The following is a 23,626-nucleotide window of genomic DNA, read 5'->3' on the forward strand; positions in this document are numbered from 1 at the left end:
GAGAATTCTCCTCTATTTTCCAAACAACTTCTGTGCTCTTGCATAAGAGAAATTATACTTTCTAAAGCCCTCATAGTTTTTCTTAGCGTATTTATCCCTGCTTGTAATGTGTAAATCAAACTTGTGGAGAAGATTTTCATCGTTTACAAGAGCAGGAGCTGCATCAGTAGAAAGGCTACTTAAAATATAGTCAGTAACTGATCCATATTCATCAATCTTGGCATATTTATCTTCATAGGCACGATTTTCAACAACAGTAAGATCATACTTTGCTATCTGATAATCTGGATTCGCAAATACGAAACCAATGTAAGCCACGGTTATAGCTACCATGCATGCTCTAAATACTGGAAAGCTTCTGTTAAGAACTGCTACCATCAAGAATGCCAGCCATAAACAAAGTACCGCCAAGAACCAAAGTACAAATAATCTAAGGAAGGTAAGGTTATAAACCTGAATGTACATAATCATTCTTACAACTGCAGATGCAATCATAATATATGTACATGCTCCTATGAAAAACATGACACCATTAAGTACTTTTGATTTCTTAAACTCTCTGGTACAAACAGATACCATAACTACATTAATAATACATACTGTAAGAAGCTGATAGAATCCTTCATGTGCGTATTCAGCATATGTGTAGCCTGAAGGAAGCTTCATGGAACCAGTGAATAAGAACACTACCTGAATAAGGCAGAACACTAAATAAACAACTCCTATAATTGATGAAAAAGTAATGGCTGTAATAGGATTTGCTTTTCCTTCTCCCCTGGCTTTTATCTTCACTTCTCCCTTATCAAAAACATAAGGAATAAGATAAGCTGCTAAAAATGAAAGTAATAATGTGCATATAATTCCGATGATATCTGCAAAATTATCAGGAAGGTGAATGGATTCTACCATCTTTTCCAATAAGCGATTGAAAACCATATCAGCAGAACTTAATAACGATATAACAACAAAGAGCAATGGGATTGCAACTATAATACCAATTACAATTGCTGAAATAACCTGCTTCTTTTCTTTATTAATCTCTCCACCTCTGCCCTTAATCCACTGTCCAAGATCAAAAAACGGATTAAGAAAATGTGCAAATGGCAAAAATATTGAAACTATAATTCCACCAAGCCAGCAGGCTATGTCCCATCCTGTGGTATCTACATACAGGTACAAAACAAAACTAAAGAATAATAAGAATATTGCAACCGCATCTAAAAATAATAGTGCTCCGCTAGTAGTCATGCACTTATGAATAGATAAAAGCATAAGGGACGCCACATGGAATATTCCAAGTGCTTTATTGCCACTGCGAGTACTTAACAAAGATAAACCATCTTTTTTTCTAAGCAAATGAAACAATCCAAGTGTTGCTGCCATAAAAATCGGATAAGTAATTCCTGAGTAATTCCTATACAGACAAAACGTATATTCAAGAGAAAAGATTAAAGCTAATACTCCGTATTTACGAAATACCTCTGCACTGCCCTTTTGCTCTTCAAGCTCAACCTTTTGAACAACTGGCTTAATCTCTTTTACCATGTTTTTGATTTCTGCCTCTGAATAATTTGGTCCTGTGTAAATCTCCGCCATAACATCCTCCTTTAAGACTCTCTAGTCTCTTCTGTCTCATCTTCTACGTATTCTAAAATGTCTCCAGGCTGGCAATCTAAAGCCTTGCAAATTGCATCAAGGGTTTCTAAGCGGACTGCCTTAGCCTTGTTATTTTTAAGGATTGAAAGATTTGCCAAGGTAATACCAACCTTACCAGCAAGCTCCGTCAATCCTATTTTCCTTTTTGCCATCATGACATCTAAATTTATAACAATCATCGTAGCTCCCAATCTATCCAAACTAAATAGTCAAATCATTTTCCTGCTTATAACTAACTGCCTTATCGAAAACACAAGCCAACACCCTGCTAAACAAGCCTGCGAAAATGAACACTCCTGCAATAATAACAGCCGCAGGTGTGAAATAAACAAAGCATCTGAGAAGCTTTAGTCCGCCAATAACAAATGCATATATTGACATACGAACCAGACTGCTAACATTTTCCTGAACAAAGCAATCATCACGAATGACTGTCTTCATCATCTTTCTAAGCTCCCAGAGAATCATAAGAGCAGATGCTCCAACAAGCATTATGGATACTACTGCATATGGATAATGCTCTAAAATCTGAGCGTACTCTGTAGTTTCGCCCCAAAGCTTCATAACAAGCTTCACTGCGTACTTAAGACCAAAAGGAACTGCTATTTCCATAATCAATCCAATAAAAAAGCAAATGTCCAATATCGTTTTTACGAATTTGTTTAATTTGTTGTCCATAAAATCACCAGTCCTCCTAAAACTCTTTCTAAGGATGTTATAACACTCTTATTTTTGTTTTGCAACAACTTTTTATCGATTTTCGATAAATTATTTTTGAGAAACAAAAAAAGACGCTTACGCGCCTTTTATTCAAAATCAAGTTCAATTGGACAATGATCAGAACCAAACACATCTGTGTGTATCTTAGCATCCTTCATTCTATCTTTCATATCCGCAGATACGATAAAGTAATCTATACGCCATCCTGCATTCTTCTCTCTGGCCTTAAAGCGATATGACCACCAAGAGTAAATGTCAGTCTGGTCTGGATAGAAATGTCTGAAGCTATCAACAAATCCAGCCTCAAGAAGTTCTGTCATCTTCTGACGTTCCTGATCTGTGAAGCCTGCATTCATTCTGTTAGTCTTAGGATTCTTAAGATCTATTTCTTCATGGGCAACATTTAAATCACCGCAGAGAATAACGCCTTTTTTCTTATTCAGCTCACATAAATATGCTCTAAAATCATCCTCCCAGACCATACGATAATCAAGTCTCTTAAGCTCATTCTGGGAATTTGGAGTATAACAGGTAATGAAATAATAATCCTCAAACTCCAGCGTAATAACACGCCCCTCGTGGTCATGCTCTTCTATACCGATGCCGTAGGTTACAGAAATAGGCTCCTTCTTTGTGAAGATGGCTGTTCCAGAATAGCCCTTCTTCTCGGCATAATTCCAATAAACGTGATAGCCTTCCTTCTCACATTCTATCTGACCTTCAGAAAGCTTAATCTCCTGAAGGCCCATGATATCTGCATCAATGCTATCAAAAAATTCCCAAAAATTTTTTCCAATTACGGCACGTAGGCCGTTTACGTTCCAAGATATAAATTTCATTAATTTGTCCTCAATGCGTCAATAGGATTAAGATTTGCTGCCTGGTGACTTGGAAGGATTCCAAATACAATTCCGATGACCATCGAAAATACAACAGCAATCATAGCAGCTGGCCATGAAATAGCAATTGGAGTTCCACTCATAATAGAAATAATCTTTGCAAGACCTATTCCACTTACAACTCCAAGTACACCACCCATAGAAGTAAGCACGGCTGCTTCTGTAAGGAACTGCCACATTATCTTAGTTTTGCGTGCACCAATAGCCTTCTTCAAACCAATCTCAGCAGTACGCTCTGTAACAGATACAAGCATGATATTCATTACACCAATACCACCAACTAAGAGTGATATTGCGGCAATCCAAATAAGCATGGAATTAGTCGATGAAGAGAGCTGCTGTAATCTTGTAGCCTGCTCAAGCAAATCCTTTGACTGATATTTAATGCTGCTGTCATCAGGATGAATATTGCCGTTCAAGATATCAGCAGTCTTTTTACCTGCTTGTGTCATGTCATCAGTAGAATTAGCTCTTACAAGAACATTTTCAGGCTCATCGTAGCGATAACTTATTGGCCAATCACTAACTGGTATATAAATTTCACCAGATTCATCCTGCTTGTAAGTCTCATAATCAGCCATAGTATTAATAACAGGCTCAAATGTAGAACGAGCTGCAACAACACCTACAACTACATAGGAATCCCCACCTATTTCGATTACTTTTCCGATAGGATCTTCGTTTTGAAGAAGTGTAGAAACTATAGCCTCATCTATAACACAAACCTTTTTATACGAATTCACTTCTTTATCAGTAAACAATCTACCTTGTTTTACTGTTAAATTAGCTGTACTAAAATAGTCCGTCTCAACACCCTTTACATAGCCACCATTCATAGATGCATTCTGATAATATACACCATCATAAATATTTCGCACGGTATATCGGCTAGCTGATTTAACCTCTGGAATTGCTTTGATATCATCCATAAGCGAATCTGAAACCTGAGGGACACCGTAGGGTGGCGCATTATAGCTCATTTCATAAGGCCAATCATTCTGATAGAGCTGAATATCAACAGTATTTGAGCCAGAACCAATAAGGTTCTCCTTAATCTGCTGATTTGTACCTTCAATAGTAGATACAATAGCAATAATAGCCGCGATACCAATAATAATACCAAGCATTGTCAGGAAAGACCTGAGCTTGTGAGTCCATATACCTCTAAACGCTAAACGTATATTTTCAAACATTATCCCAAGCCTCCATCATCTTCTAAATATTCTACCTGTTCACACTGAACCCCCTCAATAGCGCCATCACCATAAGGGAATGCAAGATAGTCATCCATTGTTAATCCAGACTTAACCTGAGTCTGATACCCCCATACAGTCTTTCCAACTTTAACATATACTTTTTCTAGTCTGTTAGAATCATTCATTCTCATTACATAACTTCCACCTGAATCTTTTCTGATAAGGTAAACTGGAATGTAAATGCCCTTTTCTTCCTGACCTGAAGGTGTAATGGAAATATCAACAGCTGACCCAATTTCAATGCCACTGTTCTTATCAAAGCTGGCCTTGAACTCATAGTTACTACTATTAGAATTGCCTTCAGACCAGAAGTTTCCTCCGTCTGTTGCAGGAGTATCACTTATAGAAATGACTTTAGCTTCAGCAGTAGCGCCATTATCCCAGCAAGAAATAGAAACTGTATCGCCTATCTTTAACTGATCAAGGTAAAACTCGCCTATACTTCCGGAGATAAAATACTCATCAGTAGCTGTTACAACAAAGAATGGCTGTGAAGTATTGTAGTTATTAATATCCTGAACCTTAGAAACAGTACCTGAAACCTTAGCAACAACATCACCTGTGTCGGTAGTGTTTTCCATTGTTTCAAGCTCATACTGAAGCTTACGAATCTCCAAATCCTGTTTCTTGATAGAATCCTGTGCATCAGCTATAGCAGCATTGAGCTCATCTGCCTTCATGCCTTCTGGTGGCTTCTTTTCGCTGATGACCTTACCATCCATATCGTAGCTGGTCTCGCCAACAAGTTTACCCGTGTCGTAATCAAAATATGAAGTGCTGCGAAGGTAATTGTATACAGTCTTTTTTTCTTTAGTAGTAGCACTACTTGATTTAATAGCATCAATGTCAGTTTGACTATCTAAATCACGTCTTACTTCTTCACCGCCATCATATAAAATCTTGCTAAATCCGACAGAGTTCCCATTCATGTCAAAAAGCTCTTCACCTATAAGCTTGTCACTTGAGTCATAATATTCCCTGGCTTCCACATACTCATAATCAGCATAAACATCCTGCCAATAAACATAATCTGGAGCAGGCTCTGTCTTCATAAGACGATCAAGCTTAAGCTGTTCAACACTTAAATCATGATTAGCCTTTGCTATCTGAAGCTTTTTATTATTTATATCCTGAGTCTCTTTTTTTACAGATAAAATAACATCTCCAGCTTCAACATGGTCGCCTTCTTTAACGTTAACACTCAAAACCTCTGCCTTTGAAGGAAGATACCCCATCTGGGATTTATCCGCTGTTACCTGTCCAAAGCTTTGAATATCATCGCCCCAATAGGAATCTGTTCCCATGTTAGATAATGGTGCTACCTTAGCAACCTTTTTGCCCTGCTTGTAATTGTAGCCAAAATATAACCCGCCAGTAACTAATCCAGCTAATACAACTATGATGAGGACTATCTTAATTATTTTCTTCATGAGTGTCCTCCTCTAATCCATGAAACAGCTGACCATCAACAATTCGATAGGTCTTCTTGGCATGACTGGCAATATTTGCATCATGGGTAATCATAATTATTGTAGTGCCTTCATCATTAAGCTTTTGGAAAAGCTCCATGATAGCAGCACCGGATTTCTGATCAAGAGCACCTGTAGGTTCATCTGCAAGAAGCACCTTTGGATTGTTAACAATGGCTCTTGCAATGGCAACTCTTTGCTTTTGACCACCAGAAAGCTGGTCAGGACGGAACTTTACTCTGTCTGCCAGTCCAACTCTGGTAAGAGCTTCCACTGCTCTACGCTCGCGCTCGCGCTTTGAAACGCCTGCATAGCTAAGAGGCAGTGCTACATTTTCAATAGCATTCTCTTCGTTCATAAGATAAAAACTCTGGAATACAAAGCCAATGGAATTAAGGCGTAAATCTGAAAGCTGTCTATCTTTCATTTTAAGGACATCCTTTTCTCCAAAATAATAAACCCCAGAAGTAGGTTTATCCAAACAGCCAATAACGTTCATAAGAGTACTTTTACCAGAGCCCGAAGGTCCCATAATTGCCACATATTCCCCTTCATCTACTGAAAGGGAGACATTATTTAATGCAGGTACGGAGGTCTCTGTTCCAGATTCTCCGTACACCTTATTAATATTTTCAAGCTTAACTATCATAACTATTCTCCCTCAACAGTGCTGACTGTGCGCATTCCTTCAGAAAGATCTTCCATTGGATATGCAATCTTGGTATCTTTATCAATTCCAGAAACTGAATAAACCATCTGCTCCTCATGATAATTACCAAGCTCGATGCTCTGTTTTACAAGCTTGCCATTCTTATCTGCCCATACAAAAGGATTTCCATCCTCATCATAGGCAATGTAATAATCATATAAATATGTGCCGTCAGAAAAATCCATCTCAGGTGCACCAGTCTGACCAAGCTCAATATAAAGATGCTGTCCCATCATAAGACCATCGCTACTATCCAAAGTTACATAAAATGGATACTTTGTAGAGCTGTCCTCTGAGCTTCCACCCATATAATTATCATTGTTATTTTCCTGTTTAGATTCAGTATCAATCTTTGTGATGGTTCCGCTCCATGTCTTGTCCTTCTCAACACGTGAACGAATCGTTACAGGCTCATCAACATTTATTGACCAAACATTCTGCTCGTTAATCTGTCCCTTAACTCTCATCTCCTTTGAGGCAAGGATGGTAATAAAAGTACCATCAGAAGTATAAGGATTTGTGTCATCTGCAATCTTAGTAATAATGCCATCTACTGTAGAAGAAACTGTGGCATTATTAATCTTTTTATTATTCTCTTCAATCTTAGCCTGAGTCTGTGCTATAGAATTCTGCGCAATAGCAATATCATGCTTTAAGCCTTCAATCTGATTTGCAAGATCTTCCTTCTTTTCTTTGTCTTCATCAGTCTGACCTTTTATTTTTGACAAATCATTTGTAAGCTTCTCAATCTGTCGATTTGTCTCATTGATATTGATATTCTCGCTTTCAATAGAGAAATTATACTGAACATTCTCAGCCTCAAGACTATCAGATTTATAAGAAAACAATGGTGTACCAACGGAAACTGTATCACCCTCAGAAACGAAGACCTGGTCAAGCTCTCGCTCAGAACTCTTAGTTACAGATGTAGATTCCTGTCCCTCAACAATCCCCATAAATACATCCGAAGAATATGAGCTATTCTCTCCCATTATTTCAGATAAAGACATTACATATATTTCTGAGGATGAATCTGAAGAGGTGGAACCACCGCCAATTAGACCTGATTTTAGAACAGCAAAAGCGCCGCCAGCTACTATTGCTGCCACAATAAGAAATATGACTATTCTTTTCTTCATAACATTTCCTTTCGCCCAAGAAAATTTCTAGAACTAGGCACCAACTGTTCTAGTTCTGATAATACAGTTATAACATTAAAAAAGGAGCATTGCAATAGAACAATGCTCCATAAGTGTAAAATATTGTGTATTTAGCGACACAAAAGAGTTTCTTTTGTAGACACATATTTATCAGCCAAACAAACCACCCAGGCTTCCCTGCATCTAGGAATTTTTGTGATATTCAAAGGCCACATATGACTCTCAATTACATTCTGGGTATGTATTCCAATTCCAAAATGAGCTTTGGCGTTTTCCTTGGCTGTGTTGGAATGGGAAAATCCATGAAGACCGTGCCCTCCGTCTGTCTCATGCCAGTCATATAAATAATAGTCATGTAAGAATGCACCGATAGAAAGAACTTTCTCGTTGCAACCGATATGAAATCTTTTATTAATCCAATAACTAAGTCGTGTTACGCTTTCAACATGATCATAGGTTGTAATTCTACCGTGCTGAGTATAATTCTTCATATCCTGCACGCGAACGTCATTTTTAATTGGCGCAAGAATAGAATTTAATCTTGCTTCTTCCTCTGCTCTTAATCTCATAAAAACCTCAAAAAATAATACTAACCTCTCTGAAGTCTTAAGGATTGTATCAGAGAAATATGTAAATGATGTGACGGTCAAATGACCATTTTTCAAGTGTTGTCTGAATAAATTATTATCTATATTTATAGAAACTATCTGTCCTTCTACCATCGTTAAAGGAGCCCATTACAAGGATTGCACCAGCCGCATTTACCTCTGCCATCCCCACTTTTCCAGCGTTTTCTTCATTATAAGAAATATAAAAAATAAATACAGGCTCATTGAAAAAGTAGTCGTATCTTTCTTCATCGGTAAGTTTCTCTTCTACTTCTTCGCAACACTCACCCTTCTCTAAAAGAAAACGTCCAACATAATCGGTATCTTCTCTTGCAAAAGTAACGGTATAACCCTGGTCAGCAGGAAAATCTTTTTCAAGCTGAGCTTTTGCAGCTTTGTAATCAGAAACAGCCACCGGCTCGCTATCAGAGACCTTAGCCTCTACGGTAGGATTCATATCTGGGATAGACAAAGCCAGCACTACCAGCCAGGATTGAATAAACAAAATCAGGGTTAAACAAACAATAGCAGCATATTGAAAGATTTTCGGCAATTTTATATCCGGTAGTCTGGTTTTAGAGACATCAATCTTAGGCAATTTTATATCCGGTAGTTTAATCTTAGTAAAGTCAAGCTTAGCCAACGAAAAGCGTCGGGTTTCTTTAGTCTTGATTTTATTTTTCGCATAATCACTACCAAGAATAGTCTCCATACAATGGTTACAGATTACGTGATTATCAGCGTGCTGTCCACAAAGCACACATGCTTCATCAATACTAACACCTGCAGCTATATCAAAAATTCTGGCTTTAAATCGGCGGCCAAAAACAGAGTCTAGAATTCGTCTTTCATTCTCTAGCCTCAGTATCCCCTCAACTACCTCCATCTTTGTGAAATCATACTTGGAAGTAATGCTGGCCATATATAGCAATTCTTGCTTTAGCTTGTCGTCTGCCATCAACGTCACCCTTATTTAGATTGGTTGTTTGCTTTACGATCCATTCCTTTAAAACATAAATATGCAAGAAGTTTATTATCCCTTTCAAGGACCTTTCCTGCATAAAGAATACCGTCTTTATGTACCTCAGCACGAACTATCTGCACCATAATACCAAGACTGATATCGATTTTGTGAGCCACGTCAGCAAAATTTATCTCAACCTTGTCTCCAATAGTAACTCTATTTGCATTTCCTACAAAAGAAACTCCTCTATCACTAACATCCAGAACAGTGACAGCGAATCTTCTTCCATCCTCCATCATGGCAGAGCCAGGTTTTTTAACCATAACTCTCACATCTTCACGTCTCTCACTAGAAGCAGCTATTGTTCCGAAATCGCTGGAATCTATAGCGTAATAATCTACGCCCTTGAAATTAACAAGACTTACTGCAACATTTTTCCAAACAACTCTACCTCCAGTATTTGGGTCAATGCAATGCAGTGAAAAGGACATACTCTTTGGTGAACCCTGAGTAAAATCTACCGCTGTATTATTATAAACATAAGGTTTAACCAATGCGCCAGTACCAGCATTGGTTCCAACCACTTCCGTCTTCAATTCAAAAGATGAGCCGCCAATCAGGATTTCTAAGGTAACTACCTGACCAGCCTCAAGCTGTTGAAGTTTCATTGTATTCTCCCTATTTCCTCATATATGTCCATTATATATGAACGCGCTGTGCAGATTCAACCACATGCTTTACAAGAATGCTTGTAGTAACTCCACCAACACCACCAGGAACAGGTGTTATAGCATCTACTATAGGCTCTGCTTCATCAAAAATAACGTCGCCACACAATTTATTCTTCTTATCATTCCAGCTAATACCTACATCGATTACAGTCTGACCCTCTCTGAGGTAATCTGCTCCTACGCTCTCCATCTGTCCTGATGCTACAACTACTATATCGGCATCTTTTGTAATTGATGGAACATCAATTGTTTTTGTATGACAAATAGTTACAGTAGCATTTTCATGCATAAGCATCATGGCAACTGGACGACCTATTACAAGTGAACGACCTATTACAGCTACCTTCTTTCCAGAAAGAGAGACACCATAATACTTTAATATCTCCATAGCTGCTTCTGCAGTACAAGGTGAAAAACCAAGTTTAGTATTTGTAAATACTCCTGCAAGGGATAAATCTGTACAACCATCTACATCCTTATCAGCTCTTAAAAGCTTTCTAGCCTTTTCACCATCGATATGTTTAGGAAGTGGTCTAAACATAAGAATTCCGTGTATTGTTATATCATTATTTAATTTATCCAGTGTGTCAAGAAAGTCTTCTTCACTCACATCCTCTGGAAGTGCGAAAACCTTAACCTGTACGCCAACCTGCTCACATTTCTTTAACGCACCGCGCTCATAGGATAAATCATCAGGTCGCTCTCCAACTCTAAGAATACCAAGAGTAGGTGTAATCCCTTTAGACTTTAATTCTTCAACATCCTTTAAAAGCTTTTCATTTAATGCTTCAACAACATCTTTTCCCTTAAGTAATTTTGCCATTTAACTAACCTTCCTATAATCTATTCCAAACATCGCTATAAATAGAATCAGCTTTGCTTACATATTCTTTTACTAAAGCATCTACACGGGCATCCAAATCCTCAGCATATGCTCTGTCTTTCATTGATTTTGTATTAATCTTTACATTAACAGCAGCGCCCTTTATCGCTCCCTGAAGCATAGCAACTCCTGTAGCAGCATCACTAATCATAATCACAGAACCCTTATCTGCAAATTCTTTCTGTAAATCCACCGCTTCACAGGCAAGTTCTAATATATGCATAGGAACAGAAGCTGCATCCCTAAGACATTTTTCCATAAGCTCATCTCTACCTTCAGTCTCTTTTGGCAAAGAATACGCTTTTGAGAGAGGTTCAAAAGCAACAGCATCATCTTCTATACACTGTAGTAAATCAACTCTAAGCTTTTGTGCCTTATCCATTAACACCAATATTTCATCTTCTACATCAGCATATTTTTTCTTTCCAACGGTAAATTCACCTACCATATCTCCAAGAGCAATGCCAATTGAAGCAACTAAAGCACTGGCGCCACCACCGCCTGGCACTGAAGTCTTAGAGGCAAGCAACTTAGTAAAATTAGAAATACTCGAGTTAATTAAATCCATAATAAATTTTTCTCCCATCTATCATATTTATATAAACAAAACTCCAAAGCCTTGAATCCTCAAAGCCTTGGAGTCCTATGCCTTTAAAAAATCAAATATTGTCATCTGATTTGAATCAGATACTAATGAGTCATATTTTTCCTGTTCCTCAGCTGTCATCTCTCTGTGGAACACATATGTCTCCTGTTTGATTGTCCCGTCTTTATCAAAATACAACTGTCTGTAATTGATATTCTCCCTATCTGTCATACAGTCTTTGAAATCCTTTCAAGTCAACATTATAAGCATATTGAAAGACCGTTGCAAACATTTTATCTATCTAAACGTCTATCAAATCCAGTGTCTTTATAATATTCTTTTTTTGCTAAATACATATTATCATCTGCTATTTTACAAAGGGTATTTATATCGATTCCAGGATTGTCTCTAAGTGACGCAGCACCAACAGAAACACTTATTTCATCAATATATGTACCCTTCCATTCATAAGTATACTTTTTAAAATTCTCAAGCCTTCTAGTAAGCTCAGCCTTGCTAGCAATAAGCATGGCAATAAACTCGTCACCACCCATACGACTTATAACACTGGTAGAATTATCCTGAAAAGCCTTCTTTATGCAATCAGCAGCGCCAATCAGAAGTTCGTCTCCTGCATCATGTCCCAAAGTATCATTTGTATATTTTAATCTATTAACATCAAAAAATACCACCGTAGTGTCACTTGAAAGCTCTCTGTCCTTGATTGAGTTAAGTTCCTCATAGAAATATCTTCTATTAGTAAGCTTTGTCAGTTCATCTGTATAGGCAAGCTCTTTAACCTGCACCAGTTCTGCTTCTTCCTCCACCTTAAGGCCAATCCTTCGATATATAATTCCAATCTGAGTGGATATATAAACCACAAGTCCAATAATAACTATCACATTGTAATTACTATCAATGTTATTAATATACATTGCCAAAGCGATAACGCAAACAAACAAGAACAGCAAATTGCCCATTGCTATAAGTCGTCTCTCGCTCTTTCGCTTCTCCGCCTTAATGCTTGAATATGAATAGTAAGCAACAAGGAAAATCATTGAAACATCAATTACATGAGCAAAGATTACAATATTGCCCCATTCTACAACACCAAACAAAGCAAATAAAAAGGCTCCCAAAATCAGCATTGCATATATGCCATCCAAAACATTATCACGCCTGCTTATTCTAAAGTTTACAGCTCTAACCAATTCCAGGAATGCAAGTGGCATAAGCACAAAGCACATTATTTCAAGAATGGCAAATCCTGTATTGTTTCCGAAAATAACCGTCAATAAACGGGTCTCACATAGCAAGCATGTACCTGCCAACATAGAAAAGGAACCAGAATAAAGCAATGCCTGGAAGGAAAGCTTTCTTAAAATTAAGGATTTTCTAAGTATAAAATGAATAGCAATTAAGGCTTCCCATAGTCCAGTGAAAAATAATATAACAGATAGAACTATTGGAAGCATCTCTTCCTTAAGTATTCGAATTCCATAACCCGATCTGGTGGTAATAAAGGCTTCTGTCAATTCAGAGCCATAAAGGGATTTTTGCATAACAATTTTGACAGAAACTGTCTTGTAGGAATACTCCGGTTTCATAAGAACATGAATTTCCTTCTTTCCTACATCAGACTCCTGACCAAAAAGAGTATTATCCAAGGAATGATATACCTCATTTCCATCAACATATACAGCAGCCTTGTCATAATAGCACTTCAACACAAGGAACTGATCTCCATATACTAATGGTAAGGTATTTTCAATGACAAACTCCTCTTTATTTGCGTAAGGGAACACCACATCCACACCATTATTAGTCCATCCGTTATCCATGGAGACATAGTTCTCTCGCAGCCTTGCATCGTCCTGATTTGAATATGCAAAACCCACCACAATTATAAAACATATTACTATGATGTAAATTGTAGCGATAACTCGCCTTACAAAACCCCAATCCACCATAACCTTCGCTCCTTAAAAAAGCTGCTAGTTATTAACTTCGATTCCAAACTCACTTGGTAAAAATCTTGGGCAAACATTGTCGGAAGTAACGATAACAGATGCTGCAAGTGTAGAACCTATCTCGCAAGCCTCTTCCATTGTCTTTCCATAAGTAAGACCAATAGTTACACCTGCAAAGAAGGAATCTCCTGCGCCTGTTGTATCCTTAACGTCTACCTTTCTTGCTGGAACAAAACCTGTGTTACCATCTATATCGGCATATACAGCACCCTGTCCACCAAGAGTAACAATCATCTTCTTAATCTGAGCACCCTGAATCTTCTTAGATAAAATATCCTGCATCTCCTCTGGAGTCTTCTCTGAATAATCATCCATGAAAAGAATTCCTGCTTCCTGCTGATTGCAAACGAAACACTCAACATTCTTAAGGAAATCACGACGCTCTACAGCAATACTCATATTTGAAACAGCTGCATAAACCTTAAGATTATACTTTTCTGCATACTTGAACACTCTCTTAATAGTGTCCTTTTCCATATCAATTTCAAGGGCTATACTGTCTGCATCCTTAAAAATCTCGTCACCCTGCTCATCAAGAATATTATTAATTTCTGAAAGATCTGGGCGCTTTGAAATAGATGCAACCACATCACCATGATTATCAAAAACTGCAAGCCACTTACCCATTCCATCTGGTGTACGGCGAACAAATCTTGTATCTACCTTATGGTTGTTAAGCTTATCTAAAACACCTGTACCAATACCACTATCATCAACAAGGCTTACAAATGTAGGTCTAAGCTCTACATTAGCAATATCCTCTACTACGTTTCTACTAACACCACCGTGTACTTCTTCAACAGTACCTACATTTCTACCAGCAGGAATATAACTTGCTGTAGAGTGTCCTTTAATATCAATAAATACTGCTCCTAAAACAACGATTCCCATGAATTCTATACTCCTTTTAAAAATAGTATTTTTGATTATAACACTACATGCTATAATATCAAATAATTGTGTTTAAATATTTTTCTAAGAGGTATTTTTATGATAAAAGTCGACCTTATTACAGGATTTCTTGGTAGTGGAAAAACTACCTTCCTTAAAAAATATGCAAAATACTTTATGGATCAGGGACAGCGCATCGGAATACTTGAGAATGATTACGGCGCGGTCAATGTAGATATGCTTCTACTAAACGAGCTTAGATGTGACAACTGTGAGCTTGAAATGGTAGCTGGTGGATGCGATGCTGACTGCCACAAAAGACGCTTTAAAACAAAGCTTATTTCCATGGGCATGAGTGGCTATGACCGCGTAATCATCGAGCCTTCTGGTATATTTGATGTAGATGAGTTTTTCGATTCATTAAGAGATGAGCCCCTAGATAGATGGTATGAAATTGGAAATGTAATCACTATCGTAGATGCTAAGCTTGACGAAAATCTTTCTGAGGATTCAGATTTCTTCCTTGCATCTCAGATTGCAAATGCAGGAGTGATTGTTCTCAGCCGAAGCCAGATGACAGATGATACTCATATCACTGCTACTATCTCTCATCTTAAAAGAGCTGCCGAAAAGGCAAAGCTTGATAAGAATATTGATTCAATCGTTTTTTCCAAGAACTGGAATGAACTTGTTTCTGCCGATTTTGATAAAATCTCAAACAGCGGCTATAGCACACATTCATATATAAAGAAGCTTGGTACTGATGATGCAGGTTACAAGACTCTTTACTTCCTGGAACTTCCTATGAAAAAGGACGGACTTAAAGAAAAAATCGATGCACTTATGGCTGACCCAGCCTTCGGCAAAATATTCAGAGCAAAAGGGTTCTTCAAGGATAATGAGGTATGGTATCAATTCAACGCCACTAAAGAAGATTTCGAACTAAACCAAATGCCTGTTGGGCAGGAAGTCTTCATTATTATCGGTGAAGAAATCAATGAAACAAAAGTAAAAGAATATTTTGGAGCAAAATAGCATACAACCACCAATATTAGTAAAAGAAGGATTCGCATATGCGAATCCCTCTTTCGTTTAAGGAATATTAATTAGAAAAAGTGTAGGTACCAACTGTACTCTTGTTGCCAGAATTTCCTGAAATATAATAACCTAATCCATCAACAAAACCAGAATTAATATCTACTGTCTGTTTTCCATTTCCATCAGAGAAAATCAATCCCTTAATGTCCTTTGGAATCTTAGCAGAATAAACTGACTCGTTGTACTCGTTCTTCTTTACAAAAGTTGCAGCCTTTCCTGGCCAACCTGTTGTATCACTGCCACCCCATGTATATACATATACATTGCTCCAGTTAGCATTATTTGAGAAGTAAACTGTAATTTCATTCTCGATTGGTGGTGTTGGAGTTGGAGATGGTGTTGGTGTAGGTGTTGGTGTTGGTGTAGGTGTTGGTGTTGGGGTAGGTGTAGGTGTTGGAGTTGGGCCAACATCCTTAAGTAAAACTGCAATACCTGTTGATCCAACGTGACCTCTGATATTTGATCCATCTACTGTAAATGTGCTTCCACTTACAAGATCCTTATATGTACCACTTCTAAGTGTACTTCCTGGATTTGAAACACTTACATCCCAATTTGAACCTGAGCCTAAAACAAGTGTAGCACCTGACTGTCTTGCCACGATAGCTACATTTCCATATGTAGAATAGTATTCCTTCTCGCCTGCACACTGGTTATGAAGCTTATTTACTGCAGCAACTTCAGGGCTTGTAAAGTGTGTGCTTCCCTTTTCGCCAACCTTGATTGCTGTCTTTTCTTTAGCATATGGTCTTGAGAAGTAAAGTGCTGATGAATTTGCTTTTGAACCAAGGATTGCATATGCTCTGTCAACTTTGTTCTGGTCAATATACTTAGTCCAGCCGCCCTCCCCTTGCGAATGATTAGAATATGTATCGTGACTTTCAGCGAAGTAAATCACCTCATCGTCCTCGATACCATTTGCTGTTGTCCAATAACCATAGCTGTATGGAACAGAGCCCTGATTTAAAGCCTGCATTACTGTAGCACTATAAACTGAATCAGTTACAGACATATAATCTGTATACTCGCTCATAAGTCTTTGTGCGTATGAGTCATTACCGACTACAGGCTGATCAAGAATCTCACCATAATTGAAAATTGAGTTATCAATTACATTTCTCCAGAAGCTACAATTTTCTGATGGAACAGAAATATGCTTTGCAGCATCCCATCTGATTCCATCAACTCCATCAGACTTAAGCTGAGAGATGTAATTCTTTACTTTATTCTGAACATAAGGATCCTCTGAATTAATATCTGGCATACCGATATCTCTGTGAGTAATCTGATGACGATTGTTGTAATCAATACCGCCCCACTCGTTATGCCAGTGACTTGAATCCTTAAGGCTACCATCGATGTTTGCGTGATCGCCAGCAAGGTGATTTGCTACTACGTCGACTACAACCTTGATTCCATATTTGTCTGCTTCCTGACAAAGTCTTCTTAAGTCACTTTCTGAACCAAGACCTGCATCGCCAACATAAAAACCATTTGGCTGGTAAAGCATATACCAGATTCCACCTCTTGAGCAGCTTGCCGCCTGAGCAGGTGAAGTTTGAACTGTAGAAAATCCAGCTGCCGCAATATTTGGAAGCTCATCAATTATCTGCTGATAAGTCCAATCGAAACAATGCAAGATATTACCATCTTTAATGTTTGTCTGAAGACCATAAGCGCCTGTCTGTGCAGCCTCTACAGTACCAGCATTAAAACTAAAACCACTAAATACTAACCCAGAGGCCACTAAAAGTGATAGCACACTGCGACACATTCTTTTGTTTAACATTCTTACCCTCCATTTTCTCATACATTATAATTGGGATCCCCTTCGATGCTGCGCAAACGGTTCCGCATTTACCGGTTTTATGGAAACGTTTCCAGCCCATGTCGTTATTTAAAATAGCTGATAATACACATGTGTGTCAATATAATTTACTATTTTCAGAAACATTTACAAATATTGCTTAATCATTTTGTGTAAATTTTTGCTTAAATATGCGCAATTCTGCGCAACATTTTCAAAATTATGGACAAAAAAAGAGGACCCTCAGGTCCTCAAAATCTACTCAGCAATATTTATTGATTAGATAAGATAACAGCCTCATCTTTATATGCTACTCCATTAAAAGCATGCTTAAATAGAACAATATCTCGCTTAAAATTAGGTGAGAAGAAATCTCCATCAACCCCAACTACTACTTCTAAATCTTGATCATACTGACTTAAATTTTCAATAACATCTCTGATTCTCATTATATTTTTACCCCTTCTTTCAAAAACCAACAGGATTTATAATACAGTCTCAAAGATATTTTTACAATACCATAATTACACACCTGTGTAGTTATCACAAAATCTTCACACTTATCCTTCTACAATCTCGCCAGCAATTGCTGTTGCCGCTGCAGTAACAGGACTTGCCAGATAAATCTGCACTTTACTAGTTCCCATTCTTCCAAGAAAATTCCTGTTGTTGGTAGCAACAACAACTTCATCATCGGAAAGAATTCCGCCGCCTCTGCCACAGCACAATCCACATCCTGGTGTAGTAATAATTGCTCCAGCATCAGAGAGAATCTCTAAGGTTCCATCTGCTAATGCCTCACGATAAATCTTTCGACTGGCAGGAGTAACAATAAGTTTTACAAAAGGAGCCACATGTTTCCCCTTAAGGATTGTAGCTGCAGCTCTTAAATCTTCAAGACGCCCATTAGTGCATGACCCAATAAATACCTGATTAACCTTTGTGCCTTTAAGTTCTTTTACAGGCTTTATATTATCCACGAGCGACGGACAAGCACAGACAGGTTTGAAATCTTCTGCCTTATATCTAAGAATTTTTGAATACTTAGCATCATTATCAGAACGAAGCTCTTTAAGCTTATCATCAAATGGAATCTTGCAATAATCGCAAGTCTTTTCATCAGGTGCAAAAAGACCACACTTAGCACCGGCTTCAACTGACATATTTGACATAGTCATACGGCTTGCAACACTCATGGCATCAACCGTGCTACCAGTAAATTCGATTGCCTGATAAGTGGCTCCTGAAGCAGTCAAATCACCAATGATTCTGAGAATAATATCCTTTGAGGTAACATTTCCATGCAAGGTACCTTCGATTTCCACCTTTATAGTTTCAGGAACCTTAATCCAAAGCTGGCCAGTGCCCAGAATACCTGCCATCTCCGTATATCCGATACCAGTAGAAAATGCTCCCACACAACCATATGTAACAGTATGACTGTCTGTACCAAAGGCTATGTCTCCTGGCTTCACATAGCCAGCCTCTGTCATAAGCTGATGGCAGATTCCATCTGTACGATGAACATTTTTGATGCCATACTTATCTGCAAACTCATCTCCAACTCTAAAGTGTCTGCTGTCATCTACCTGTGTAGCTGGGAGGAAATGATCATAGATCAAAACAACGCCCTCTGGTTTTGCTACTTTCTTGAAGCCCATTTCCTCAAATTTCTGCACTGCGAAAGGAACCATGATGTCATCAATCATGCACCAATCTACGTCTACAGTAACAATATCTCCAGGCTTTACTTCATGCCCTACCTTATTTCCAATTATTTTTTCAACAAGTGTATGTCCCATTTAATCCTCCCAATTAGTCTAATCCATTACGTTTTCTCATGGCCTTTACAAGACCGCCTGCCTCCAAAATCTCAGTAAGATTTTCTGGAAGACTTGCTATTGGATAGGATTTACCATTAACAATAATCTCTTTTCCTGGAATAACCTCTGCCTCATCGCCTTCAGCTACTTCATCATATAAATCCGGCTGTTCGATTAAAAGAAGTCCATTGTTAATTGCATTTCTAAAGAAAATTCGTGCAAAGGATTTTGCAACAATGCAAGATATACCAAGAGCCTTCACCACCTCTGGTGCCTGCTCACGAGACGAACCGCAACCGAAATTGTTTCCTGCAACAATCATATCGCCAGGCTGAATCTGAGCCGCCAGGTCTGGTCTAAGCGGAGAAAAAGCGTAAGGCTTCATCTCCTGCACTGTCTCAAAGGCTAGGTACTCTGTAGGCAAAATAATGTCTGTATCTATGTCATTATCTAATTTCCAAATCTTACTCATTACTGTACCTCCGCTGATGTTATGTAGCCTTTGATGGCTGATGCGGTTACTGTAGCGGCAGAAGCCAAATACACAAAGGAATCCTTGTGACCTGCACGGCCCTTAAAGTTACGTGTGCCTGTTGAAATAAGGGTCTCTCCTTCACCGATGACACCCTGGCATGCACCCCAGCAAACACTGCAATTAGGATTCATAACCATTGCGCCTGCACTCATAAAGATATCAAGTAAACCTTCTTTGAGAGCCTGCTTATACACTTCGCGACTGGCTGGAACAACGAGGAATCTCACTTTATCTGCCACATGCTTTCCATTGATTACCTCTGCTCCGACACGAAGGTCTTCTATACGTCCATTGTTACAACTGCCAAGGAATGCCTCGTCAATTTTTGTGCCTTCGCATTCTGATACTGGAACAATGTTATCAACGAAATGTGGTTTTGCAACGATAGGCTCAATCTCCGATAAATCAATATCAAAAACTTCTGAGAATACAGCATCATCATCTGATTTAAAAATAGCCTTTGGCTCACGGCCATGTGCCTTTAGGTAATCAAGAGCTACATCATCTACTTCCATAAGTGCAGTCTTGGCACCAGCCTCAACGCAGAGATTACAGATAGAGATTCTGTCTGCTATAGAAAGACCTTTTAGTCCATCTCCTGCAAACTCCATAGCTTTGTAATTAGCGCCATTTGCAGAGATTCGACCGATAATAGTAAGAATTAAATCACGTGCATATACGCCCTTCTTTAATGCACCATGAAGATTAAATCTGATTGTTTCTGGAACAAGAAGCCATGAGGTTCCTGTAACCATTGCATAAAGATAATCTGTACATCCAACACCTGTACCGAAAGCTCCAAGTGCTCCATAAGCACATGTGTGGGAATCTGCACCAAAAATAAGCTCGCCTGGACGAACGTGTTTTTCCATCATAACCTGATGGCATACGCCTTCTCCCTCATAAAAAGTGATGCCATGTTCTTTTGCAAAATCTCGCATTTTTTTATGAGAGGCTGCAGTCTTTGGACTATCCGCTGGAATATTATGGTCAATAATCCAAACCAATTTATCCACATCAGCAATTCTTGGCTTTTTTAAATTGTTATACATATCAATAGTAAGATGGGTTGTTCCATCATTACTCATAAGTCTGTCTAAAGTAACTGTCTCAATATCGCCAGCCTTACAGCTCTCTTTTCCTGCGGCTGCAGCGATAATCTTTTCTGCCATAGTCATGCCCATAATCTTTATCTCCTTTTAGTTATCTAGCGATGCAATCAAGCCACCCTGATCCAAAATTTCCTGCATTTTTGCTGGTAGCTTGGTACATGGAAATTGCTTGTCACCTACAGTAATGATGCCGGCCTGCAAATCCAGTTCCATTTCATCGCCATCTTTTACAGCATCATATAGTTCCTTGCTGACAATTACAGGCATACCAATATTAATAGAATTACGATAGAAAATACGGGCAAAGGACTTTGCGATTACAGCCTTCACTCCAAGAGCCTTTAGCACACTAGGTGCCTGCTCGCGAGAAGAGCCACAGCCAAAATTCTCATCAGCTACAACAAAATCCCCTGGCTTCACCTGGGATGCAAAATCTGAATTTAGCGATTCAAAAGTATGCACCTTCATTTCGTCTATTGTAGGGAATAGCAGATATTGAGATGCGATAATCTGATCAGTATCTACGTCTTTGTTAAATCGAAATACCTTACCCATAATTCCTCCTGATGTCAAAATAGTATTGCAACTATTGTAACGTAATTCTTTAGTGGTTTAAAGAGCTAAATTGCACAAATTATTCTCTAATCCAAACCTGCATCTCATTTTCCCCACGATTTGCCCAGGCATAATATGGAATAAATGTGAGCTTTACGTCTTTAAGAGATGGTTTGTCTTTAGTGTAAAGACCTGAATCTTTCTTTGCATATAGTCTCTTTCCTGTTGTTGTTAACAAACCTACGCCGTTAAGCAGACTATGATCAAATTTGTATTCAAAATGAGCATTTAATGGCAAGCTGAGACAATTTAAGTCTTCACCATTATCAACACCCTCGAGACAATAAATTAATGGTCCTCTGGAAACTGCCACCTTGCCTACGTCCTCAGATACGTGTGGATTAGCGTAGTTTCTAATTACTGACATATCAAAATTAACTCCTATTACCACAGAGGCACCTGGCGCCACATCAAGGTAGTGATAGCCCTTCTGTGAATCGATTTCCACAAGATTGCCACCTATTCTTATCCTAAAATTTTCAGACCAGGCTGGTATTCTTATTCCAATTTTTACATTAACCCCTGAGTTATTGCTAACGTAAAGGCCTGCCTGCTCATCCCATGGAAAACTTGTAGTCTGCTTTATTAAAACAACACCATCTTCCACATCCAACAGGGAATCCGAATCCATATATTGATTAACTAAAATAGTATTATCTTTTATCGTATATACGAAATCATCCAAGGATGCAATCATTCTAGCCAGATTAGGAGGACAGCATGCGCATCCAAGCCATGAAGGTCTCACCGGCTTAACATGACTTTTTCCTGGATCTTTCTTTGATTTTACCGGATTAACCTCAAGAGGATTTACATAGAAAAAGTGCTTGCCATCAAGTGCCATTCCAGCCAAGGCGCAATTGTACAATGCACGCTCCATCACATCAGCGTATTCTCCACATGGATCAATTCTAAGCATCTGACGTGCAAAAAACATAAGTCCAATAGCAGCACATGTCTCACAGTACATTGTGTCATTTGGCAAATCGTAATCCAACGTAAAAGCCTCACCATTTACAGTGGAGCCGATACCACCTGTTATAAACATTCTACAATCAGTGATGTTATCCCACAGTGTTCGACAGATTTTTAAAATCTCCTGATCACCAGTTGTTGCAGCTAAATCTGCAAGAGCTGTACACAAATAAACCACGCGCACTGCATGTCCTTCTGCAGTCTTCTGCTCGGATATAGGTGCATGATTTTGAAAATATGTATTAGGAGCATTTGCCACCCAATTAAGGGCATTAGGCCCCTGATATTTTCTAGCCTGTTCCTTGAAAAAATTAGGATGTTTTCCTCTTTCTGTAAGGAAGTATTTTGCCAGATTAAGATACCTCTCCTCACCTGTTGTATGATAAAGTCTCAGAAGTCCTATCTCTATTTCTTCATGACCATCATAACCGTGAATTTTGCCCTCCTCAGGGCCAAAATTTGTATCGATATTATCTGCACATTTTTTGGCTATATTAAGGACTTTTTCATTGCCTGTAGTAGCATAATAAGCCACCGCTGCCTCAATAAAATGCCCCATACAATAAAGCTCATGGCTTCCTGCCAGGCTTTGATATTTATATTCAATTCCAAGAATCGAAAAATAAGTATCAAGATAACCATCAGGTTCCTGAGCAGCTTCTATCAAATCAATAACCTGCAACGCATTTTTCTCCAACTCTGGATCCATCTTCTCTCTAAGTGAATATGCTACTGCCTCCAGCCATTTATATACGTCACTGTCCTGAAAAGTCCAGCCATAATGGGTTCCCTGTACCTTTCCGGCAGCAACCTTGAAATTCTCAATAGCATGGCTTTTCTCGTTAGGTATATTGGCATCATCCCTCTCTTTTTCGATAGTGATGCCTGCAATATCATTCAAAACCTGCCACTGATAAGGAATCATTTCTCTTCGAACTAACTCCCTGTACCTACCCCAAAAACTTGATGTAATCTTTACACTCGACATACCCTTCTCCTTCAATCAAACTGTTTACTAGATAACCAAATTATATCAAATCAATTTTAATACGTGCTCATTTTTTTGATTTTGTAGATATATAAAATTGTTATTTTTATG

Annotated in this window: 24 protein-coding genes; 1 reads left to right on the top strand and 23 read right to left on the bottom strand. The window is 38.4% G+C overall.

Features of this window, described 5'->3' with window-relative positions; genetic code table 11:
- Positions 1-12: 12 nt before the first annotated feature.
- From BMZ41_RS01930 to BMZ41_RS02000, 16 genes are all read right to left on the bottom strand, one after another.
- Positions 13-1,596 (bottom strand): DUF4153 domain-containing protein, encoded by a 1,584-nt coding sequence (locus BMZ41_RS01930; protein WP_090526593.1) that lies wholly within the window; start codon positions 1,594-1,596, stop codon positions 13-15.
- 11 nt (positions 1,597-1,607) lie between these two features.
- Positions 1,608-1,835, bottom strand: coding sequence for a helix-turn-helix domain-containing protein (locus BMZ41_RS01935; protein ID WP_090166134.1), 228 nt, complete (start codon positions 1,833-1,835; stop codon positions 1,608-1,610).
- A gap of 22 nt (positions 1,836-1,857) precedes the next feature.
- On the bottom strand, positions 1,858-2,334 hold the full coding sequence (locus tag BMZ41_RS01940) for a DUF2975 domain-containing protein (RefSeq protein ID WP_090166132.1): 477 nt from the start codon (positions 2,332-2,334) through the stop codon (positions 1,858-1,860).
- Positions 2,335-2,462: 128 nt separating this feature from the next.
- A complete protein-coding gene (locus BMZ41_RS01945) occupies positions 2,463-3,215 on the bottom strand; it encodes an exodeoxyribonuclease III (RefSeq protein ID WP_090166131.1) in 753 nt (250 codons plus the stop codon).
- The gene (locus BMZ41_RS01950; protein WP_090166129.1) at positions 3,215-4,468 is read right to left on the bottom strand and encodes an ABC transporter permease; all 1,254 of its coding nucleotides are present in this window, start codon (positions 4,466-4,468) and stop codon (positions 3,215-3,217) included. Before BMZ41_RS01950 ends, BMZ41_RS01945 begins: the two co-directional genes overlap by 1 nt.
- Positions 4,468-5,961: a biotin/lipoyl-binding protein gene (locus BMZ41_RS01955; protein WP_090526594.1), complete on the bottom strand. Its 1,494-nt coding sequence runs from the start codon at positions 5,959-5,961 to the stop codon at positions 4,468-4,470. The genes BMZ41_RS01950 and BMZ41_RS01955 overlap by 1 nt, the downstream gene beginning before the upstream one ends.
- Positions 5,945-6,649, bottom strand: a complete 705-nt coding sequence (locus BMZ41_RS01960) for an ABC transporter ATP-binding protein (protein WP_090166125.1) — start codon at positions 6,647-6,649, stop codon at positions 5,945-5,947. The genes BMZ41_RS01955 and BMZ41_RS01960 overlap by 17 nt, the downstream gene beginning before the upstream one ends.
- 2 nt (positions 6,650-6,651) lie before the next feature.
- Positions 6,652-7,848, bottom strand: coding sequence for an efflux RND transporter periplasmic adaptor subunit (locus BMZ41_RS01965; RefSeq protein WP_090526596.1), 1,197 nt, complete (start codon positions 7,846-7,848; stop codon positions 6,652-6,654).
- A gap of 131 nt (positions 7,849-7,979) precedes the next feature.
- Positions 7,980-8,438, bottom strand: a complete 459-nt coding sequence (locus tag BMZ41_RS01970) for an HD domain-containing protein (protein WP_090166748.1) — start codon at positions 8,436-8,438, stop codon at positions 7,980-7,982.
- 115 nt (positions 8,439-8,553) lie between these two features.
- Entirely contained in the window at positions 8,554-9,435 is an 882-nt protein-coding gene (locus BMZ41_RS01975; RefSeq protein WP_090526598.1) for a hypothetical protein, read from the bottom strand.
- Positions 9,436-9,446: 11 nt separating this feature from the next.
- Positions 9,447-10,109 carry a PilZ domain-containing protein gene (locus tag BMZ41_RS01980; protein WP_090526599.1) on the bottom strand — a complete coding sequence of 221 codons (663 nt, stop codon included), beginning with the start codon at positions 10,107-10,109 and terminating at the stop codon, positions 9,447-9,449.
- A 31-nt stretch (positions 10,110-10,140) separates the two neighbouring features.
- Positions 10,141-10,995, bottom strand: coding sequence for a bifunctional 5,10-methylenetetrahydrofolate dehydrogenase/5,10-methenyltetrahydrofolate cyclohydrolase (locus tag BMZ41_RS01985; RefSeq protein ID WP_090526600.1), 855 nt, complete (start codon positions 10,993-10,995; stop codon positions 10,141-10,143).
- Positions 10,996-11,008: 13 nt separating this feature from the next.
- Positions 11,009-11,623, bottom strand: coding sequence for a cyclodeaminase/cyclohydrolase family protein (locus tag BMZ41_RS01990; RefSeq protein WP_090526603.1), 615 nt, complete (start codon positions 11,621-11,623; stop codon positions 11,009-11,011).
- 75 nt (positions 11,624-11,698) lie between these two features.
- Positions 11,699-11,872, bottom strand: coding sequence for a hypothetical protein (locus tag BMZ41_RS15520; RefSeq protein ID WP_159430880.1), 174 nt, complete (start codon positions 11,870-11,872; stop codon positions 11,699-11,701).
- Positions 11,873-11,934: 62 nt separating this feature from the next.
- Positions 11,935-13,611 carry a GGDEF domain-containing protein gene (locus BMZ41_RS01995; RefSeq protein WP_090166112.1) on the bottom strand — a complete coding sequence of 559 codons (1,677 nt, stop codon included), beginning with the start codon at positions 13,609-13,611 and terminating at the stop codon, positions 11,935-11,937.
- Positions 13,612-13,635: 24 nt separating this feature from the next.
- Complete coding sequence (locus tag BMZ41_RS02000; protein ID WP_090526605.1) at positions 13,636-14,562, bottom strand: carbohydrate kinase family protein; 927 nt, start codon at positions 14,560-14,562, stop codon at positions 13,636-13,638.
- Positions 14,563-14,661: 99 nt separating this feature from the next.
- On the opposite strand from BMZ41_RS02000, the gene BMZ41_RS02005 reads away from it, so the two are divergent.
- A complete protein-coding gene (locus BMZ41_RS02005) occupies positions 14,662-15,597 on the top strand; it encodes a GTP-binding protein (protein WP_090166108.1) in 936 nt (311 codons plus the stop codon).
- A gap of 67 nt (positions 15,598-15,664) precedes the next feature.
- Here the strand turns inward: BMZ41_RS02005 and BMZ41_RS02010 are convergent, their stop codons facing one another.
- From BMZ41_RS02010 to BMZ41_RS02035, 7 genes are all read right to left on the bottom strand, one after another.
- Positions 15,665-17,449, bottom strand: coding sequence for an alpha-amylase family glycosyl hydrolase (locus BMZ41_RS02010; RefSeq protein ID WP_177184130.1), 1,785 nt, complete (start codon positions 17,447-17,449; stop codon positions 15,665-15,667).
- Positions 17,450-17,739: 290 nt separating this feature from the next.
- Positions 17,740-17,916, bottom strand: coding sequence for a hypothetical protein (locus BMZ41_RS15525; protein WP_176754433.1), 177 nt, complete (start codon positions 17,914-17,916; stop codon positions 17,740-17,742).
- A gap of 111 nt (positions 17,917-18,027) precedes the next feature.
- Entirely contained in the window at positions 18,028-19,269 is a 1,242-nt protein-coding gene (locus BMZ41_RS02015; RefSeq protein WP_090166104.1) for a 3-isopropylmalate dehydratase large subunit, read from the bottom strand.
- A gap of 13 nt (positions 19,270-19,282) precedes the next feature.
- A complete protein-coding gene (locus tag BMZ41_RS02020) occupies positions 19,283-19,762 on the bottom strand; it encodes a LeuD/DmdB family oxidoreductase small subunit (RefSeq protein WP_090166102.1) in 480 nt (159 codons plus the stop codon).
- Positions 19,762-21,009 (bottom strand): 3-isopropylmalate dehydratase large subunit, encoded by a 1,248-nt coding sequence (locus BMZ41_RS02025; RefSeq protein ID WP_090526609.1) that lies wholly within the window; start codon positions 21,007-21,009, stop codon positions 19,762-19,764. The genes BMZ41_RS02020 and BMZ41_RS02025 overlap by 1 nt, the downstream gene beginning before the upstream one ends.
- Before the next feature lie 15 nt (positions 21,010-21,024).
- The gene (locus tag BMZ41_RS02030; RefSeq protein WP_090166098.1) at positions 21,025-21,492 is read right to left on the bottom strand and encodes a LeuD/DmdB family oxidoreductase small subunit; all 468 of its coding nucleotides are present in this window, start codon (positions 21,490-21,492) and stop codon (positions 21,025-21,027) included.
- Between the two features lie 79 nt (positions 21,493-21,571).
- Positions 21,572-23,515 carry a glycoside hydrolase family 127 protein gene (locus tag BMZ41_RS02035; RefSeq protein WP_090526611.1) on the bottom strand — a complete coding sequence of 648 codons (1,944 nt, stop codon included), beginning with the start codon at positions 23,513-23,515 and terminating at the stop codon, positions 21,572-21,574.
- Positions 23,516-23,626 lie beyond the last annotated feature (111 nt).

The sequence above is a fragment of the Pseudobutyrivibrio sp. UC1225 genome, from assembly GCF_900115215.1.
GTDB lineage: Bacteria > Bacillota > Clostridia > Lachnospirales > Lachnospiraceae > Pseudobutyrivibrio.